Here is a 19,308-nt window from a genome sequence, read left to right as displayed (position 1 = left end):
GGAGGGCATTTCCGTGCACCTGAAGTTCTCCGTGCTCGCCTCACAATTCCTCGACGATCCTCAGGCCGTGCGACGCTCGGTGTGCTGGCCGGTGCTGGTGTGGGAGGCGCCTCCTGTGGGAGTGCGTCCCCTCTTTACTCGCAGCACGCTGACCGGGCTCTCGCTGCACCGGCCCACCGTGGCCGAGCCGCTGGTGCTCGAGATGCGCAAGCGCCCTCAGGGCGTCCTCCCCGAGGCCTCGGGCATCACGCTGGGGCGCACACCCGACAACGACATCGTCGTGGAGGACCCCACTGTTTCTCGGGTGCACGCCACCTTCCGGGAGGAGAAGCAGACGGGCGTCTGGTACGTCTCCGACAGCGGCAGCCATAACGGCACCTGGCACGACGGCACCCTGCTCATCCCCGGGCGGCCCGCGCCGCTCTTCGATCGCGCCTCGCTGCGCTTCGGGGACATGCTGGCCACCTTCCTCCACTTCTCCGCCTTCAATCAGTTCATCCTCGATTGGCTGGCCCGCCATTCCCGGGCCGCTCGGGGGGCGTACGTCAGCGAGGGTGGCTTGACGCGCGGGGGTTGAGCCCCTAGGAAGGCCTGCCGCCGGAGAGAGCGGAAGGCGGGTTCATGCGGTGGTCGCACCTCGCCGGGCAGTGGCTCTGCCTGGCGCTCAGCACGAGCGGGTTCGCGTTTGCCCAGCAGGCAGCGGAACCTCCTACTCAGGACACAGCCAGCTCGGAGCCCTCCGAAGGCGAGCCCCTGCTCGTCCCCACCGTGGAGGTGGAGGAGGCGCCCGTTGCCGCCGAGCCCCCAGACTCGGCGACCAGGCGTGACCCGAGCGGCGCCCTCACCCTCATCCGCGTGGACGAGTTCGGCGGCGCGGCCCGTGACACCGCGGCGATGCTGTCCACCGCGCCTGGCGTCACGCTGCAGGACCTGGGGGGCTACGGGCAGAGCAAGAGCGTCGTGGTGCGAGGCGCGTCCTCGAACGGGACGCTGGTGCTGCTCGACGGCATTCCCCTCAATGGGGCGGGTGGAATCGCGGACCTGTCTCGCGTGCCCGCGGCCCTGGCCGAGCGCTTCGAGGTGCTGCGTGGCGGCGCGGGAGCGCGCTATGGCTCGGGCGGGCTGGGGGGCGCCATCAACATCATCACCCGCCGTCCCGGCGCGAACGCGCGTGTGGCGGGGGAGCTGTCCTACGGCAGTTGGGACTCGGGGCTCGGTTGGCTGTCGGCCTCGGGGCCGCTCGCGGGAGGCGAGGCGCTGCTGCTCCTCCATGGGGGCACCTCCAGTGGGCGCTTCCCGTACCTCTTTGATCCAAGCCCCACGCTGCCCGGGGACGCGCTGCTCGAGCGCCGGCGCACCAACAACGACGCGCGTGGGGCAGGGGGACTGCTGAGGCTGCGGCGCGAGCTGGGGAAAGGCATCTCCGCGGATCTGCTGGGCGAGCTCTCCTTCGACGAGCGAGGCCTCGCCGGCACCGCGCAGAACCCGAGCGAGGATGCGCGCCAGTCCGGAGGGCGCGGCTCGGCGAACCTGCGCCTGTCGGGCACGCTGCCGGGGGGAGTCCAGACGAACGCGCGCGCGTACTTCCGGAGGGAGCGGGTGGCGCTGTCCGGCGGCGGGCCCTGGAGCGAGGCGGACCCGCAGGTGCAGCAGGTGGGCGGGGTGGAGGTGGAGGGGCAGGTGCTGCTGGGCGGGTGGCACTCGGTGTCCGCGCTGCTGGGCGTGGGCGGTGAGTCCGTGACCGCCGCGGAGACGACCGAGGACTCGGAGGGCGAGCCGACGTGGTTGCGCGCCAGTGTGATGGCGATGGACGAGGTGCTGCTGTGGGACGGGCAGCTCACCGTCGCACCCTCGCTGCGCGTGGAGCAGGCGGGCCCGTACACGCTGCTGTCCCCGAAGGTGGGCGTCACCGCGTTGCTGCCCTTGGGCTTCGAGCTGCGCGCCAACGCGGGCCGCTCCCATCGTGCGCCCTCGTTCCTGGAGCTGTACGTGCGTCAGGGCACGCTGCTGCCCAACCCGGACCTGCGCCCTGAGCGAGCGTTGTATGCGGACGCGGCGGTGGTGCACCGCTCGGAGGTGTCCTTCGCCTCGGTGGGGGGCTTTGCCAGCCTCTACGAGGACCTCATCTCCTACGAGGCCTATCCGCCCGGCGCGGCCAGGCCGTACAACTTCGCCAATGCACGTGTGATGGGGCTGGAGGCCGAGGGCGAGTGGCGGCCCCACCGGCTGCTCTCCGGCGCCTTCAGCTACACGCTCACCCTGTCGAGCGACTTGCAGCGGGATGGGCGCTTCTACCTGCGCGAGCTGCCCTACCGACCGCGCCACAAGCTGGCCGCGCGCGTCCTGGGGGGACCCCGATGGCTCACGGGGCGCGTAGAGTGGGTGGCCCAGTCGGCGCACTTCCTCACTCGGGATGGTGCGATGTCGCTGCCTGGGCGCGCCTTCGTCCACGCGGGCGTGTCCAGCACCTTCGGCTCGGGCACGGAGCTCACGGTCTCCTGTGAGGTGAAGAATCTCTTCAATGCTCGCGCCGAGGACTTCGTTGGTTACCCGCTCCCTGGCCGCGCCGTGTATGTGTCGGTGGCGGGGGCATTCGAGAGGGAGGCACGATGAGAGGAGGAGCCTTCGCGGTTCTGTTGCTGGTGATGGGGTCTGCGCTGCTGGTCGGGTGCCCGTCGGATGAGTTCCTGTGCTCCGAGGGGTTGACCCGCTGTGACAATACGTGCGTGGACCTCTCCAGCACTTCCTCCGACTGTGGTGCCTGTGGCGTGGCCTGCTCCGTCACAGAGGTTTGTATCGAGGGCGCCTGCCGCTGCCGCGCGGGGGCCTCGCTGTGTGGTGGGCAGTGCGTTGTCACCGCCTCGGATCCGTCCCACTGCGGCGGCTGTGCGGGAGCAGGGGGCACGGCGTGCGCTCCGGCTCAGGTATGCGAGCAGGGGCAATGCAAGGACTCCTGCACCGGGGCGGATTTCGAGCGCTGTGAGCGCTCGTGCGTGGACCTGGACACGGACGCCTTCAACTGTGGTGCCTGCGGAGACGTGTGCGCGGACTCCCGGAGCTGCCGGGGGGGCGTCTGCACTTATGACGTCGTCGCCGCGTGCTTCAACACCGGGCAGGTGGTGGGCATCCATGCGGGGGCGGACGTGAAGGGGCCCGCGATGGCGGTGGGGACCAGTCCCCTGACCGTCGCGCGCATGCAGGATGTGCTGCTGGTGCTGGATGCCTCCTCGCGGCTGCTTCAGGCCCGGCTCACCGACTATGGCGAGCTGCAGGCTCGGAACACCACGGGCCAGGTCCCCAATCACCTGCTCGTCGAGGAGCCTTACGTCTACATCCTCAACTCCACGAGCAACACCCTGCAGGTCCTCCAGCGAGAAGAGAAGTCCTCCTTCGACCATCGCCCGCAGTTCCCCCATGGCATCACGCTCACCGACGTGGGCAGCGTGAACTTTGGTGCGAACACCAACCCCTATGCGTTCGCGTTGCAGGGCTCGGATGCCTACGTCACGCTGCTGGGCAACCTTCAGACGGCTCCCTCCGCGGGTGGCAAGGTGGTCCGGGTCTCGCTGACGGACCCCACCCGGCCCGTCATTACGGATACGTTCGAGCTGCCCAAGGGCGACGCCCTGAATCCCTTTCCGGGTCGCACCACCGTTGCCGCGCCCGCGGGGATCGCCACGCGCCGGGGCTGGATGTTCGTCGCGCTCGGCAACCTGGACTCTCGGGACTTCTCCGTCGGAGGCCCCGGCTTCCTGGTCCGCATCAATCTCACCACCCGCGCGATGCGCCTCATCGCGCTCGGCGAGGAGTGTCTCAACCCGTTCTGGGTTGTCCCCGTGGGCGAGCGGCTGCTCGTGAGCTGCGGTGGCGCGGCGACCTATGACCGCAACTTCAACCTCATCGACGTGAGGGGGACCGGGCTGGTGCTGCTCAATGCGGAGGACCACGTGGTCGCCTCGCATGCGCTGCGGTGCCCGGAAGGGACCTCATGCCTGCTCGCCTCCGCGGGCCGGTTCTCCGTGGTGGGCAACCGCGCCTACGTGGGCGACAACAACGCGGGCCGCGTCTTCGTCATTGAGGTGGTGGGCGACTCGCTCGTGGAGCGGCGTGGGCTGGGGCCTGGCTCCGAGCCGCCTCTCCTCGTCTGCCCTCGGAGCAATGGGCCCTCCCTCGTCGGTGACGTCGTCGCGATTCCCTGAGCCTCTTCATGAAGACCCGTCTCGTCCCGTTCGTCCTGCTCGCCGCGCTGTGCCTCGTCACCGCGGCGCATGCTGCCCCTCCGAAGGGCGGTCCTCGCTTCCTGGGCCCCAAGCCTCCCGAGAAGGTGAAGCGCGTGGTGACGCTCGCCCCCTCGTTCACGGAGACGGTGATGGCGCTCGGCGCGGGGAGCACCCTCGTGGGCGTCTCCCGCTTCGACGAGGCGAAGGAGGTGGCCGGGCTGCCTCGCGTGGGCGGCTTCATTGATCCGTCCGTTGAGGCCGTGGTGGCCCTCGAGCCGGACCTCGTGCTTGTTCAGCCGGGGCCGGGCAATCAGCGGTCCGTGGAGAAGCTGGCCGAGCTCGATATCCCCGTGCTGTTGCTGCCCCTGCACACTGTGGCCGATACCCTGGCGGCGCTCCGTGCCGTGGGCAAGGCGCTCGGGAAGGACAAGGAGGCCGACGCCATGGTCCAGCGCATCGAGTCCACCCGCGTCCGAATCCGTGAGGCCTCCAAGACGCTCGAGTCGCCGCGCGTCCTGTTCGTCTATGGCTTCACGCCGCTCGTCGTCGCTGGACCCGGCTCCTTCGCGGACGAGCTGCTGCGCGATGCGGGCGCTCGCAACGTGGCGGCGGACGCGGGGGGGGCCTACCCCGTGTACCCCGTCGAGCGCGCGGTGGGTGTCTCTCCGGACGTGGTGGTGGATGCCTCGGACGTGGACATGGGCAAGGACAAGCTCCGCACGCTCCTCTCTGAGTCCCGCTGGGTGGAGGTGCCGTCGATGGCGCTGCTGCAGCCGGGGCCTTCGCTGGGCCGCGGGCTGGAGGAGCTGTTCCGGCTCTTGCACCCCACTGTGAAGCCCGATGCGAAGCCCGATGCAGGGACTGCGCGCTAGCCATGCGTGAGCGGGGCAAGGGCTTCACGTTGGCGCGGGCGCTCGGGCTCTGCGGGGTGTTCCTCGTCCTGGTGCTCGCGGCGTTCCTCGTGTCCGTCCGCTTCGGGGATCAGTCCATCTCCCTGTACACGGCCTTTTTCGGGAAGCCCACGTCCACGGACGCTCGCATCTTCTGGTCCGTCCGAATGCCGCGCGCCGTGCTGGCGGCCCTCGTCGGTGCGGGACTCGCCGCCTCCGGGACCACGCTGCAGGGCGTGTTGCGCAACCCGCTGGCGGATCCCTTCATCCTCGGAGTCTCCGGGGGCGCGGCGCTCGGGGCCACCTTGGCTTTGGCCGTGGGGCTCGCCACCGTGGGCGAGGTGGCTCCGAGCCTCGGGGGCGGGCTGGCGCGCCTGTCCGCTCCGACTCTGTTCGCCTTCGTGGGCGCCGTGGCGGCCACGCTCTTCGTGCTCGCCGCGAGCCGGGGCCATGCGGGCCGTACGCCTGATTCTGCGCTTCTCATCGGAGTCGTCTTCAATTCTTTCGCCTCCGCGGTCATCACGCTCATCAAGGCACTCTCCGATCCGAACCAACTGGGGGAGATCTTCCACTGGCTCGCGGGAACCCTCGGCCATGAGCGCGCCGGCACGCTCGTTCTGTCTGTGCTCCTCCAGGTCGCGGCCATCGGCGTGATGCTCGCGCTCTCGGGGCGGCTCAACCTGCTCACGTTGGGAGATGAGGACGCATCCTCGCTCGGTGTGTCCGTGGCGAGCACGCGGCGGTTGCTGCTCCTCGCCGCGAGCGCCAGCGTGGCCGGCGCTGTGGCGCTCTCGGGGCTCATCGGCTTCGTGGGCCTCATCGTTCCGCACTTGCTGCGGCTCGCCTTTGGGCCGGACCAGCGGCTGCTCGTGCCGCTCTCCGCGCTCGGGGGCGCGGCGTTCCTCATGCTCGCGGACCTGCTGGCGCGGCTGGCCTTCCCGCTGTTTGGGGGAGAGCCTCCGGTGGGCGTGGTGACGGCGCTGCTCGGTGGTCCGCTGTTCCTCTCGCTCCTGTACCGACGCGGGCGGCTCATGGCGGGCTAAAGGTCGCTGTCAGGAATGAATTTCCGACGCGTCTTTTCTCGATGAAAGGAGCGGTGACCATGACGACGGTGACGACGCAGAGCCCGATGAACCTCAAGCACCTGAACGACGCTGATACTGGCATCGACGCGCTCTCGCGTACCGGTCTGGATACCGCTCTGGACCTCCTGCTCGGCCTGGAGCTGCTTCTCGGCCGACCGCCCGGACTCTGATCTCCCGCGTCCTCGTTCCAAGGCGAGGCACGGACTCAGAGGCCGGGCTCCCAGAAAGGGACCCGGCCTTTTGCTTTTCCGGGTCCTGCTCTCTGCCCCGTTCGTCTATCGGCGAAGGACACCGCGCTCTCAATGCGGAAAGACGGGTTCGACTCCCGTACGGGGTACTCGCAGCACGCCGAAGTAGCCCAACTTGGTAGAGGCCCCAGATCGAGAGTCTGGTGGTTGCGGGTTCGAATCCCGCCTTCGGCACTCGCAGTTGAAACACACGCCGCGGTAGCCCAACCTGGTAGAGGTGCTGCGCTCAGAACGCAGAGGTTGCGGGTTCGAATCCCGCCCGCGGTACTCTTCATTGTCGTCCATTCTCCACGCGAGGCTTGCTCCTGGTGTGAGGTGGACGGAGCATTTGACAAAGCCTGCCCCGCCGCCGTATCCGCGCCCCTCTTCGGTTACTCCACGTGAGGAGCAGGACGCGCATGAAGACAGCAACGATGGGTTTGCGAGGGGTCGGTCGCTTCGTATGGGTCCTGGGCGCCTTGTCGCTGGGGCTGCTGGGCACCGGCTGCACTCAGGAGTGCGTCGATCCGTTCGACTGCGTCACCCAGAACGGCACGCCTCCCAGGGGGCGGGAGTACGTGTGTGAGGACAACCGCTGTGTGGAGCGGGACGTCCCGGATGCGGGCTCCGAGCCGACGGACGGAGGCAACGAGCCAACGGACGGAGGCAACGAGCCGACGGACGCGGGCACCGACGCGGGAGTCGCGTGCGCGGACCTGCCGCATGACGCGAAGCTCGGCACGCTGCAGCTTCAGACGGGCTACGCCGCCGCCGAGTCCGCCGCGCTCCCCGAGGGAATCAGCGCGGTGACGGCCCTCCAGAGTGGCACCGACTTCAAGCTGTATGGCCTGAACGGGATCGACAACAGCATCTACGAGCTCGGCACCTGGCCGAACGTTGTCGCCAGCACGACGCCCCTTCAGCCCGTCATCCCCGAGGCAGATCGTGGCAGCGGCACGTTCTTGAGCGGCTTCCTGGCCAATGACGGCACGCGGCTGCTCGCCGGCTACACGAAGTCGGGTCCCATCGAGAACATCCCTGGCTCGGTCCTGGTGTACGACACGGCCAGCCCGGATAAGTCCGCCCACGTGTCCGCGAACGGCAACTTCTCCGCAGTTGGTGTCTCCGGGGCCTTCCTGTTCAGCGGCCAGGGCGTCCAGGGGTCCTCCGAAGGGGGGAGTGGTATCTACGCGCTGAAGACCGCGTCCGCTCCCTTCCAGGGAGTGAAGCTGGCGACCTTCCCGGTGGCGGCTCCCTCCAGCGGCTACACGGCGGCGACGAGCCAGGAGATCGCCGTGCTCGGTTACAGCGTCCCCAGCCCTTCGGGCCCGTTCGACCCCTACATCAACCACCTGCTCGCGGTGGCTCCCGCGACGTACACGCCAGCGCTCTCGGGCGGTACGACCCTGGCGCTTACCGCGGAGAATGCTCCGGAGATCTACGCGGGCAGTGACCTCTTCGCGGTGGCGGGCTTTGGTCAGGGCGTGGCGCTCCACCGTGCCCACTTCGATGAGTCGTACAAGACGATCACGAACGATGTCTCGCGCATCGAGCTGACGACGGGCATCGACCCGAAGACCGTCATCAAGGGCGAGCTCTCGCCCGTGCTCACCACCCAGAACACCTGCACCAACGTGGTGTTGATGGCTCCGCAGGGCACGAATCTGCTCGTGGGTGTGACGGACAAGAACGGCAGCCGGCTCGTTCTCCTTCAGAAGCAATAGCCATGGGAACTCACTGCACCCCGGCGCGCTGGAGCGCCTGTTTCGTGACAGCCCTGCTCGCCACCGGCTGCGGAGGTCCCTCTGACGAGGAGAACCCAAAGACTCCGGTGGTCTGCGCGAGCGAGAACAACCCGTTCGCCGACAAGGTGGTGTCCTTCTCGCCCGGTCCGTTCGCTGGCTTCGGCCAGGATGGCTATCCGAACATCGTGCTCGGACCGCCCCATGGGGGGGGCTCCGGCATGGGCTCGCTGGACGTGCTCTCGCTCGGCGAGGGGGGGCAGATCGTCCTCGAGCTCACCGACATCGGCGTGGAGGACGGGCCCGGCGTGGACCTGCTCGTCTTTGAAAACCCCTTCGGCAACTTCACGGAGACGGGCTTCGTCTCCGTGAGCGAGGACGGTCAGACGTGGCACGACTTCCCCTGTGCTCCCACGGACAGGGCCAACGGCTCCCCTGGCTGCGCGGGTGTGAAGCACGTGTTCTCCTCGCCGGAGAACGGCATCAGCCCCACGGATCCTTCCGTGGCGGGCGGTGATGGCTTCGACCTGGCTACCCTTGGCGTTGCCCGGGCGCGCTTCATCCGCATCCGTGACAGCGGGGAGAACGCCTATGGGTCCACGTCGGGCGGGTTCGACCTGGACGCCATCGCGGTGGTGAACGGCTCTCCCGTCTGCGAGTGGAAGTGATGGGCGACTCCCCAGAGGGCGCGAGGACTCCGTGGGTCCTTGCCGACTACCCCGAGGATCCACCGGCCGGGGGCACTCCGCGGTCCCTGAAGGATTCAACTCCGGGTATCAATCTGCGGCTCGTATGCGAACGAAGCGCCCGGGTCGTGTAATCTCCCCGCCGCGATGTGGCAGATCATCATCAACGGCCCGGGTTACTTCGACACTGCCTACGAGCTGCCTGAGGGCGTCACGCACCTCGGCCGCGCGGATGAGAACGACATCGTCCTCGGCGGGGACCTCGTCTCGCGACGCCATGCCCGCCTCGTGGTGGAGGGGGACAGTCTGCTTATCGAGGACCTCGGCAGCCGCAACGGCAGCCGCGTCAATGGCGCGCCCCTTCAAGGCCGCCTCAACCTGCACCCCGGCGACACCATCTCCCTGGGCGAGAACACCCTCTCGGTGCGCCAGCCCCACCAGGCGGAGACTGCCGCCACCGAGATGGTGGACCTGGGCGCCGGTGGTGTGCGCCGCTTCGGCCACGGGGATGACGTAGGGTCCTCCGTCATCCTCGCCAAGAACATCAAGAACGTGGACCTGTTGCGGGCGCTCGACAACTTCTCGAGCCCCTTCGATAGCGTCCCCGCCACTGCCGCCCCCCTCGCTCCTGCGCCTCCCTCGCCTCCTCGTGGCGCCTACGAGACGCTCGTCCTCCTCTTCCACGTCGCGGAGGCGCTCGCCACCGCGTCGAATCTGACGGCCTTCCTCGAAGTCACCATGGACCGGGTGCTCGAGCGCATTGGAGCCACCACCGCCGTGGTGCTGCTGCGCCATCACACCGGGGTGCTGGTCCCCGCCGCCGTGCGCCACCGCGGCAAGCTCGCCAAGGGCGAGGTGCCCGTCTCCGATGGCATCATCGAGGAGGCCCTGCGCCAGGGTCGCGCGCTCCTGGTGGGCGACGTTCGCGATGACCGCCGCTTCGCCGGCCGCGAGAGCGTCATCCTCTATGGTGTGGACCGGGTGCTCTGCATTCCCATTGGCATCGAGTCGCCCTTCTCCGGCGTCCTCTACGTCAACACCTCCGCGAAGAACGACACCGAGCTGGAGGTCATGCTCGACGCTTGCACCGCTGTGGCGCACCTGGTGGCCACGGGCGTGCAGAAGTTCCCCGGTGCCTCGGCCGGGCAGGCCTCGCGTCACCACCTGGAGCGCTTCCTCTCGCCCGAGGTGGCCGAGCGCCGCGCCGTCGAGCTCCAGCAGCGCCCGGGCGGAAAGCTGCCCGGACTGGAGGAGCGCAACATCACCGTTGTTCACGCCGAGCTCGTCGGCTTCGGCGCGCTGTGCGCCCGCATCGGCGCCGAGCGCGCCACCGTGCTGCTCAACGACTTCCACGCGCGCCTGGGGGGCCTCGTCTTCAGCTTCGAGGGCACCCTGGAGGCTTTCGTCGGCGAGTCGCTGCGGGCCCTCTTCGGCACACCCTTCTCCAAGCTGGATGATCCGGTGCGTGCGGTCCGCGCCGCGCTCGCCCTGCGCGCCGATTGGGAGCGCTACATGGCCCGCCGCCCCATGGACGAGCGGTGCGAGCTGCGCATCGGCATCACCACCACCCGGGCTCTCGTAGGACTGGTGGGCCCCGAGTCCCGTCCCTCGTACACCGCCGTGGGCGAGGGCGTGCAGGTTGCCTCCTGGCTGGCCGGTACCGCCATGCCGGGCCAGGTGCTCATCACCGGCAAGACGCTGGCTGTCATCGGCGCCCGCTTTGACGTGGTTCCTCTTGGCGAACGCCTCATCCGCCCCCCTCGCGACAAGGTCGCCGCCTTCGAGGTGGTGGACGAGGACATCCCCCAGCTCACCAATCCCGGTGTGCGCTGAGGTAGGACTTTGTGGTGGAAAGTTGGGATTGAGGCTCGCGCTCGGACCCGGATCAATGCGAGCATGGATGCCCCCCCTGCGAGCATGAGCGCCCCTCGTCCGGCATGAACCCGTCGTCATCGAACGCTCGACTGCGTCCATTTCGGCCGGTGCCGTTCGGTCGTTACACGCTGCTGACCCAGCTCGCTACCGGCGGCATGGGAGAGATCTTCCTCGCCCGCCTGGAGGGGGTGCAGGGCTTCGAGAAGCTGTGCGTCATCAAGAAGATCCTGCCGCAGCTGGCGGAGGACCCGGAGTTCGTGGAGCGCTTCGTGGGCGAGGCGCGCACGCTGGTGAAGCTGTCGCACGGCTCCATCGCCCAGGTGCTGGACATGGGGCTGCACGAGGGCGAGGCGTACATGGCCCTCGAGTACGTGGACGGCAAGGACCTGCGCAAGGTGGCGGCGCGGGCGCGCGACAGGCAGAAGCCGCTGCCGCTCACCTTCGTGCTGTTCGTGATGGGCCGGGTGCTGGACGCGCTCGCCTACGCGCACCGCAAGAAGGGCGATGACGAGGGGGAGCTGAACCTCGTCCACCGGGACATCTCGCCGCAGAACATCCTCATCTCCTACGAGGGGGAGGTGAAGGTCATCGACTTCGGCCTGGCCAAGAGCCGGCTGAGCGCGGCGAAGACGAACCCGAGCATCATCCTCGGCAAGTTCCTCTACATGTCACCGGAGCAGGCTCGGCACCTGCCGGTGGATCGCCGCAGTGATTTGTACGCGGTGGGCCTGTGCCTCTACGAGCTCATCTCCGGGAGGAACCCCTTTGATCAGCTGCCTCCGGGCGAGCTGATGTCCGCCGTGAGCCAGCCGAGCATTCCGCCGCTGAGCCAGGTGGTGCCGTCCGTGCCGCCCGAGCTGGAGCAGCTGGTGATGAAGGCGCTGGCGGTGGACCCCGCGCAGCGCTTCCAGACGGCAGAGGAGCTGCGCGCGAGGCTGAACGCCTGCCTGCTGGAGATGGATCCCTCCTCGGGGCCCGAGAGCGTCAGCCGGTCCATGCACGAGCTGTTCGGCTCGGAGTACCAGGCCGAGCGGCGGTTGCTCGCGAGCTTGCGCGAGGTGGGGCGCGCGCCCGAGCCGGAGCCCGTGGTGATCGGCATGCCGGAGGGAGTGCCACCGAGGCCCACCTCGACGCTGCCTCCGAAAACCATCCGGCTGGATGGCCCCGTTGAGCCGCTCTCCTTCAGGCCCACGCCGCGCGCTCGCGAGGGGGGCCCGGTGCGCGAAGAGGGTGAGACGCGGCCGGCGGTGACGGTGATGGAGGAGCCTACGCGGCCCGCCGTCGCCGTTGAGGCCATCGAGGAGTCCAGGCGCGAGCGACACTCACCTCCGGGCGGCTCACCTACGGTGGATGTGTCGGGGCTCACGGCTCCTTCGGTGCCGCCCAGGCCTGTTGCGCCTCCCGTGCTGTCGGCGGAGCCGGGCTCTGGCACGGGACGAGGCACGGGGGCGCACCGGGCCGTCGCTCCCTCCGTGCCTCCGGTGCTGTCGGCGGAGCCGAGCTCTGGCGCTCGGCGAGGCACGGGTGCGCACCGAGCCGTTGCTCCCTCCGTGCCCCCGGTGTTGTCGGCGGAGCCGAAGGCTGGCCAGGCGTGGGCGTCCGAGCTTGGCTCCCAGGCAGAGACGTTGCCCTCCGTGCCCGCGGCGGTGCCGGCGCCCCCGGAAGTGGTCTCCATCGAGGACACACCGATGTGGTCGGAGCCGCTCCGCACGGACGAGGGGCCGCGCTCCCTCGCGTCGTCGCCGGAAGCGCGCGAGGTTCCCCCAGTACTCTCCGAGACGGAGGAGCTCGGGCTGGAGGCCTCTTCGCCCGAGGCGGCTGATGCCCGGCTCGCGAATACGGATGAGATACCGCTCGATGGCACCGAGGACGCGGGCGAGAGGTCCGTGGACGTGGGCCTGGAGGACACTCAGCCGCGCATCCATCTTCCGCGCGAATTCCATGAGGACACGCAGCCACGCGTGTCTCTGCAGGACGTCTATCGCCAGGACACGCAGCCGCGCGTGGTGCTCGATGAGTCGCTTCTCCGCGACTCGCCGGAGGAGGAGGTAACGCAGGAGGCCAAGAAGAAGCCTCGTCGTCGTGTGACGTCGACGGGTGTTTCCGTGGTCTCCCCGCGTCAGATGACGTCCTCCTCGCACAGGGCCGTGCCTCCACCCGGTCAGGACAAGGAGATCACCCGTCGCACCTCCGTCCCGACCCGGCCGGGGCTTCCTTGGGGGCGGATCATCGTGGTGCTCGCGTTGCTGCTGACGGGCGCTGGCGTGGGGGCCGCCGCCTTCTTCCTGCAGCACCCCGCGGACCCGGAGCTGGTGGAGCCTCCGCCAGCGCGTCCGCTGAGCCCCTCGGTACGCAAGACGGCCCCCTCGCCGTCCGTCGCCACTCCGCCCGCTCCTACTCCTGAAGCCGGGGCACCTTCCCCCGCCGCTGGGACCGCCCCTGTCCCGGGGGATACGCAGCCGGCCCCTCCTGCTCCCAAAGAGGCGCTCGCCGCAGCTCCCGCTCCCGAGGAGGAGGCAGAGACCCCGGACGCAGGCTCCTCCACCGCCGAGCTCTCTCCAGAGGAGACCCTGCTCGCTCCGCTCGACGCACCGTCTCCCACTCCTAGTAAGCGTCCACCGGCGCGCAAGCGCGCTACGCGCAACCCATCGACTCTGCAGAAGGAGTGGGCTCGCACGCGCAGCGCCTACAAGGCGCTCACCCGCGTCTATGCGTGCGAGAGCCTCAACTTCCTGTGCAGCCGTTATGAGGATCTCGAGGCCGAGGTGGTGGGCATGGGCGACGTTGAGAACCCCGAGCTGCTCAGCAAGGTGAAGGCGCTGTACCGGGAGATCCAGAAGAGGAAGGGCGGGCCCTGACGCTCCTCGACATCCAGGGACTCAGCGCTGGTTACGGGCCCACTCCCGTGCTGCGGGACGTGGACTGTGTGGTGCGCGCTCGAGAGCTATGGGTGGTGCTTGGACCCAACGGCACGGGGAAGAGCACGCTGCTGCGCGGTGTGCTCGGGGCGATGCCGTGGACGCGTGGAGTCATCCGGCTGCTGGGCCGCGAGCGCGGGGAGTGGGAGGCGAGGGCGCTCGCCCAGAACGTGGCGTGGGTGCCGCAGACCGTCGAGCCCGCCGAGGGCTTCAGCGGGCTGGAGCTGGTGCTGATGGGGCGCAGTCCGCACCTCGGGCTGTGGGGCCTCACCTCGGCGAGCGACGAGGCGCTGGCGCGGGAGGTGTTGGAGGAGCTCGGGGTGGCGTACCTGGCGGAGCGCCCCTGCGAGGCCATGTCCGGAGGCGAGCGCCGGATGTTGCTGCTGGCCCGCGGGCTGGTGCAGCAACCGAAGCTGCTGCTGCTCGACGAGCCCACCGCGTTCCTCGATGTGGCTCACCAGGTGGGAGCGCTGGAGCGAGTTCGAGTGCGGGTGGACGCGGGCCTGGGCGCGGTGGCGGTGCTCCACGACGTCAACCTCGCGGCGGCCTTCGCCACCCACGTGCTGCTGATGCGCGACGGGCATGTTCTGGCGCAGGGCCCCGTGTCGGACGTGCTGCAACGCGAGCGACTCGAGGCCCTCTACGGCGTGCCCATGGAGATGGCGAGCGCTCCCTCGGGAGCGCGCCTGTTCGCGCCTCGCGCGCGTTGGACGGCCGCGAGGGATTAGCGCGAGTCTTGGTTCTTGAGCTGATCCATGGCCATCTTCCTGGCGTTGTCTGGACCCCCGCCCACGCCCAGCGGGGCGTTCCGACGCTCTCGGGGAATCTCCTGGGGTCGGTTACTGAGGTAGGGCCCTCCCTGGCCTTCACCTTCCCGGCTCTCGCCGTAGGTGTGCTGCTCCTGCCAGTTGTCAGGCGTGGCGAGCCCCGAGCCTGCTCCACCCGTACCGGACTCCTGACCGCTCTGCGACTCCGAGGCGGACGGGCTCTTGTACTTCTGTTGGATGGGCGTGTACGGCTTGCCCACCTGCTGCCCATCCTCCGTCTGACGGGAGACGCAGCCCACGGCGAGCGCCCCACCCACGCCCAGAACGATCGTCCATTCCAACCAGCGCTTCATCGTCTCTCTCCTGGCGGAAAGCGGTTTCCTGCTGTCCCTTGAAGGTAGGAACTCAGAGGCGGGCGACCACGCCAGGAGGCAGCGCTCGACTGGTTGGCCGCTGGGGATGCCTCGCCTGGGCTACGCTGCGACGTCCAAGGTCCAGCCATGCTTCGTTACGCCCTCACCCTGTTTCTCAGCGCCTTCCTGCTTTTTGGAGTGCAGCCGCTCGCGGGGAAGTACGCGCTGCCGTGGTTTGGCGGCACGCCGTCGGTGTGGACGACGTGCATGCTCTTCTTCCAGCTCATGCTGCTGGGCGGCTACGCCTATGCGTACGTCAGCGTCCGCCGGTGGAGCCCGAGGCGGCAGGCGCAGGTGCACCTGGGGCTGCTGGGGTTGACGGTGGCGGTGTTGGCTGGGCGCGCGCTGTGGACGGGCTCGCCGGTCGCCCCCGGTCCCGAGTGGCGCCCCGCGGCGGACGGCATCTCCACCGCGAGGCTGTTGGCCATGCTCGCGGTCTCCCTGGGGCTGCCCTTCTTCACGCTGTCCACCACCGCGCCGCTGCTGCAGAGCTGGTTCAGCCGGGTCCGGCCGGGCACCTCGCCCTACCGGCTCTATGCCCTCTCCAACACGGGCTCGTTGCTGGCGCTGCTGGCGTACCCCTTCCTCGTCGAGCCCTGGCTGGGACGCGGGGTGCAGGCGTGGGCGTGGGCGGCGGGCTTCCTCCTGTTCGCCGTGGGCTGCGCGGTGTGCGCCTGGGAGGTGCTGCGGCGGGGAGAGGCTCGGGTGGCAGGGGAGGAGGTGGTGGCGGACGGTGGGCCCGCTCCGGGCGCGGGGCGCATCCTGGCCTGGCTGGGGTTGAGCGGGGGCGCCTCGGTGCTGCTGCTGGCCACGACGAACCAGCTCTCGCAGGACGTGGCCGCCGGGCCCTTCATCTGGATGCTGCCGCTGGCCCTGTACCTGCTCACCTTCATCCTCGCCTTCGAGCGGGAGGCGCTCTACTCGCGCCCCCTCACCGCCTTGCTGTTGCTGGTGACGGTGGGCGGGGTGACGAGCACGGCCTTCGCGCGGGCGCACGTGTCCCTTCCCCTGCAGGTGCTCGTGCACTCGGGAGCCCTCTTCTCGGGAGCGCTGCTTTGCCACGGAGAGCTGTACCGGCTGCGGCCCGCGCCACGCCACCTCGGCGCCTTCTACCTCTGGGTGTCCGCCGGAGGCGCGCTCGGCGCTGCCTTCGTCCACCTGGCGGCCCCCTTCCTCTTCCGCTCCTACCTGGAGTACCCACTCACGCTCGGAGTCTGCTGCGTGTTGGCGGCGCTCCTCTTGCTGCGCCAGGCCTCGGAGGCGTCTCGCGCTCGACTCGTCCTCCGTCAGGCTTCGGCCCTTCTGCTCCTGCTCATGGCCGGCAGCCTCGGCCTCGCGGTGACGGATGGCCAGGATTCGATTGCCTCAATGCGCGGCTTCTTCGGCGTCATGCGCGTGGTGGAGACGGGAAGAGAGGAGCCGCGAGCCCACAAGTTCACGCTGCTCCATGGCAACGTCCTGCACGGCTTCCAGTACGCCCGGCCCGAGCACCGGCGGAGGCCCACGTCCTATTTCACGCCCGAGAGCGGGCTGGGGCTGGCGCTCACCGAACAACGGCATCTCAAGCAGGCCCAGGGACTGCCACCCTCGTTGCGCGTGGGGGTCCTGGGCCTGGGCGTGGGGACGACGGCCGCGCTGGGACGCGCCGGGGACTCCTTCCGCTTCTATGAAATCGACCCCCAGGTCATCGCCCTGGCCCGCGGCGAGGGCGGCTACTTCTCCTTCCTGGACGACACGCCGGCACGGGTGGAGGTGGCACAGGGGGACGCGCGCATCCTGCTCGAGCAGGAGTTGGCGAACGGCCAGGCCCAGGGCTTCGACGTGCTCGCGGTGGATGTTTTCAGCTCGGACTCCATCCCGGTGCACCTGTTCACCGAGGAGGTGATGGACGTCTACCGGCGGCACCTGGGGCCCGGGGGGGTGTTGGCGATGCACATCAGCAACGCGCACCTGGACCTGCTGCCCGTTGCCCTCGCGCATGCGCGGGCCTCCGGCTTGCACGCCACGCTGGTGGAGAAGGGCTCCACGGACGATGCGCGGGCCACCTCCTGGCTGCTGCTCAGTCCGGACCCGAACTTCTCCCGCGGGGAGACCTTCCTGCGCGAGGGGAAGCAGGTGCACCGGTTGACGCTCTCGGGGCCGCCGCGGGTGCGGTGGACGGACGAGCGCAGCAGCCTGCTGCCGCTGGTGGCGGCCTTCGGGATGGATCGCCGCGGCATTGTCGAGGAGTCGGCGGTGGCTCCTCCCTCGGTGGCTGCTCCCGCCGGGCCCTGACGCGCGCAGTGTCCGCTGGAGGAAGGCCCGGCGAGAACACGTCCCCCTGTCGGGGGCGGGCGTGAGAGGTTGTCCTTTTCAACCTCGAGTGTCCGTGGGCTGATGAACACCTCTTCGCAGGAGGGTGGTTGGGTAGGCCGCCAGTTGATGCGGCTGGAACGGTGGGTGCTGACGCTGCTGGCGGCCACCAATCGCATCCGGTTGCCGGGGCCCTCGGTGCTGCCGGTTGCGGGGGCGGTGGTGGGCCTCTACAGCGGCCTGGCCGCGGGCCTCTTCGCCAACCTCATCGCGCTCGTCAGTGGCCTGGTGCTGGGCTTCCCGAGCCTGATGGACGATCGGAAGGAGCTGGCCGAGGCCTTCGCCGAGGCGCGCTGGCACCTCGAGTACCTCATCGTCGGTGTTCCCCTGGGCCTGAGTGCGCTGGTGCTCGCGCGCATCATCTTGCCCGGCGGCCCGAGAGATCAGGTGAAGCGCCGCTTGGAGGTGCTGGGGCTGCTGGTGCTGGGCGCGCTGTCGCTCTACTACCCGCTGGTGGCGATGGCGGCGGTGAACTCGGTGCTGGGGCAGGCGGAGGACGTGGGGCGGAGCATCCAAGAATTGCAGCCCTGGCTGTTGCCGTTGCTGCCCATGGTGGGGGGCCTGGTGGTAGGGCGCGTGTTGATCAACCGTCCCGAGACCCACGGCCACGGTGTGCCCGAGGTGGTGAAGGCGGTGGAGCGCGAGGGCCGGCTGTCCGGGCATGACGGGGTGATGAAGCTGGTGGCGAGCGCCATCACCATTGGCACAGGGGGCTCGGCTGGGCGCGAGGGGCCCATCGTGTTCGGAGGCGCGGCGTTCGGCTCGGAGGTGGGGCGCACGCTGGGCTTCACCCGGCGCGAGCTGGCCATCCTCCTGGCGAGCGGCGCGGGCGCGGGTATCGCCGCCTCCTTCAATGCCCCCATCGCGGGTGCCATCTTCGCGATGGAGATCATCCTGCGCGAGTTCCAGCTGCGCGTCTTCTCTCCCATCATCCTCGCCAGCGTCACCGCCACCATGGTGGGCCGTGGCGTCATGGGCAACGCCGCGATGATTCGGCGCGTGACCTACAGCATGGTGAGTGGCTGGGAGATCGTCTTCTACGCGATGTTGGGGCTGGTGATGGGGCTGCTGGCGTACGCCTTCATCCGGATGATGCACGGCGCCGAGGAGTTCTTCGAAGGGAAGAAGCCGGGGGGGCTGAGCGCCTTCCTGGGTCGGCAGCCGAGGCCACTCCGGGCGGCGCTGGGGGGCCTGGTGGTGGGGTGCCTGGCGCTGATGCACCCGGTGGTGTGGGGCACGGGGCACGAGTACATCAACGAAGCGTCGGCGCGGGCGCTGTCGCTGACGCTGCTGGCCTCGGGCTGCTTGCTCAAGCTGGTGGCTACGTCGCTGACGCTGGGCTCAGGAGGTTCAGGCGGGACGTTCTTCCCGATGACGGTGATGGGAGCCCTGGCAGGCGGGGCCTTCGGGGAGGTGCTGCACGCGGTGTTGCCCGCGCTCACCGCGCCGAGTGGCGCCTACGCGATGGTGGGCATGGGCGGCGCGGTGGCGGCACTCACGCGCGGGCCGCTCACGGGGCTGATGATGGTGTACGAGCTGAGCGGCAACTACGCCATCATCCTGCCGCTGATGGTGACGTGCACCATCGCCTCGGCGTTGTGCCACACGTTGGTGGAGCGGCGAGCGGGAGTGGATCCGCACACGTTGCGGCGCACGCCGGTACGCGCGCTGGTGGCGTGGGTGGAGCCGGTGGGGCCAGATCTGCCAGCGCCAGCGCTGCGGGAGAGGCTGCTTACCGCGCCCGTGGCGGCGCTGCCCGTGCGAGGCGCGGACGGGAGACTGCGAGGCGTGGTGACAGCGAGCACGCTGGGTGAGCGGTGGCGCGAGGCAGGCGATGCGTCCACGGTGGCGGCGCTGGCGGACCTGGCCCATCCGGTATCCGAGGACACGTCGGTGGGCGATGCGCTCGCGGCCATGGACACGCAACTCGTGGACGCCCTGCCGGTGCTGGGAGACGGACAGGTGGGCGTGGTGACGCGCGTGGGGCTCGAGCGCTTCCTGCGCGGGGAGCGGCGTAAGCCCCGAGCCGAGCCCGCCTTCTCCGCGACGGAGATTCCCCGTTAGGAACCCGTGGCGGGCGCGTGGCCTCGTGGCTCCTCAGTCATGCCCTGTTATCCTGCCTTCATTACATGT

Annotated in this window: 14 protein-coding genes and 3 tRNA genes; 16 read left to right on the top strand and 1 reads right to left on the bottom strand. The window is 69.5% G+C overall.

Going from position 1 to position 19,308, the window contains the following annotated elements; genetic code table 11:
- The first annotated feature begins 13 nt into the window (after positions 1 to 13).
- From F0U60_RS46790 to F0U60_RS46725, 14 genes are all read left to right on the top strand, one after another.
- Positions 14 to 577: an FHA domain-containing protein gene (locus F0U60_RS46790; protein ID WP_395810311.1), complete on the top strand. Its 564-nt coding sequence runs from the start codon at positions 14 to 16 to the stop codon at positions 575 to 577.
- 44 nt (positions 578 to 621) lie between these two features.
- A complete protein-coding gene (locus F0U60_RS46785) occupies positions 622 to 2,613 on the top strand; it encodes a TonB-dependent receptor plug domain-containing protein (RefSeq protein WP_395810309.1) in 1,992 nt (663 codons plus the stop codon).
- Entirely contained in the window at positions 2,610 to 4,199 is a 1,590-nt protein-coding gene (locus tag F0U60_RS46780) for an MXAN_6577-like cysteine-rich protein (RefSeq protein WP_395810307.1), read from the top strand. Before F0U60_RS46785 ends, F0U60_RS46780 begins: the two co-directional genes overlap by 4 nt.
- A gap of 8 nt (positions 4,200 to 4,207) precedes the next feature.
- The gene (locus tag F0U60_RS46775) at positions 4,208 to 5,092 is read left to right on the top strand and encodes an ABC transporter substrate-binding protein (RefSeq protein ID WP_395810305.1); all 885 of its coding nucleotides are present in this window, start codon (positions 4,208 to 4,210) and stop codon (positions 5,090 to 5,092) included.
- Between the two features lie 2 nt (positions 5,093 to 5,094).
- Complete coding sequence (locus tag F0U60_RS46770) at positions 5,095 to 6,153, top strand: FecCD family ABC transporter permease (RefSeq protein WP_395810303.1); 1,059 nt, start codon at positions 5,095 to 5,097, stop codon at positions 6,151 to 6,153.
- Positions 6,154 to 6,212: 59 nt separating this feature from the next.
- Positions 6,213 to 6,365 carry a hypothetical protein gene (locus F0U60_RS46765; RefSeq protein ID WP_395810301.1) on the top strand — a complete coding sequence of 51 codons (153 nt, stop codon included), beginning with the start codon at positions 6,213 to 6,215 and terminating at the stop codon, positions 6,363 to 6,365.
- Between the two features lie 94 nt (positions 6,366 to 6,459).
- Positions 6,460 to 6,532: transfer RNA gene (locus F0U60_RS46760), tRNA-Glu, on the top strand.
- Positions 6,533 to 6,542: 10 nt separating this feature from the next.
- Positions 6,543 to 6,617: transfer RNA gene (locus tag F0U60_RS46755), tRNA-Leu, on the top strand.
- Between the two features lie 18 nt (positions 6,618 to 6,635).
- Positions 6,636 to 6,710: transfer RNA gene (locus F0U60_RS46750), tRNA-Leu, on the top strand.
- A 131-nt stretch (positions 6,711 to 6,841) separates the two neighbouring features.
- Complete coding sequence (locus F0U60_RS46745; protein WP_395810299.1) at positions 6,842 to 8,146, top strand: hypothetical protein; 1,305 nt, start codon at positions 6,842 to 6,844, stop codon at positions 8,144 to 8,146.
- Positions 8,147 to 8,148: 2 nt separating this feature from the next.
- Positions 8,149 to 8,832, top strand: a complete 684-nt coding sequence (locus tag F0U60_RS46740; RefSeq protein ID WP_395810297.1) for a cell surface protein — start codon at positions 8,149 to 8,151, stop codon at positions 8,830 to 8,832.
- A gap of 165 nt (positions 8,833 to 8,997) precedes the next feature.
- Positions 8,998 to 10,683, top strand: coding sequence for an FHA domain-containing protein (locus F0U60_RS46735; protein ID WP_395810295.1), 1,686 nt, complete (start codon positions 8,998 to 9,000; stop codon positions 10,681 to 10,683).
- Between the two features lie 104 nt (positions 10,684 to 10,787).
- Complete coding sequence (locus F0U60_RS46730) at positions 10,788 to 13,583, top strand: protein kinase (RefSeq protein WP_395810293.1); 2,796 nt, start codon at positions 10,788 to 10,790, stop codon at positions 13,581 to 13,583.
- Positions 13,584 to 13,630: 47 nt separating this feature from the next.
- The gene (locus tag F0U60_RS46725; RefSeq protein ID WP_395810291.1) at positions 13,631 to 14,371 is read left to right on the top strand and encodes an ABC transporter ATP-binding protein; all 741 of its coding nucleotides are present in this window, start codon (positions 13,631 to 13,633) and stop codon (positions 14,369 to 14,371) included.
- Here F0U60_RS46725 and F0U60_RS46720 read toward each other — a convergent pair.
- The gene (locus F0U60_RS46720; protein ID WP_395810289.1) at positions 14,368 to 14,763 is read right to left on the bottom strand and encodes a hypothetical protein; all 396 of its coding nucleotides are present in this window, start codon (positions 14,761 to 14,763) and stop codon (positions 14,368 to 14,370) included. The genes F0U60_RS46725 and F0U60_RS46720 overlap by 4 nt on opposite strands.
- Before the next feature lie 147 nt (positions 14,764 to 14,910).
- On the opposite strand from F0U60_RS46720, the gene F0U60_RS46715 reads away from it, so the two are divergent.
- Together F0U60_RS46715 and F0U60_RS46710 are read left to right on the top strand one after the other, a co-directional pair.
- Positions 14,911 to 17,097 carry a fused MFS/spermidine synthase gene (locus F0U60_RS46715; protein WP_395810287.1) on the top strand — a complete coding sequence of 729 codons (2,187 nt, stop codon included), beginning with the start codon at positions 14,911 to 14,913 and terminating at the stop codon, positions 17,095 to 17,097.
- 102 nt (positions 17,098 to 17,199) lie between these two features.
- Positions 17,200 to 19,239, top strand: a complete 2,040-nt coding sequence (locus F0U60_RS46710) for a chloride channel protein (protein WP_395810285.1) — start codon at positions 17,200 to 17,202, stop codon at positions 19,237 to 19,239.
- Positions 19,240 to 19,308: the final 69 nt, after the last annotated feature.

It is taken from the genome of Archangium minus (assembly GCF_044360475.1).
Lineage (GTDB): Bacteria > Myxococcota > Myxococcia > Myxococcales > Myxococcaceae > Archangium > Archangium minus.
This window is presented reverse-complemented; position numbering and strand designations above follow the sequence as displayed.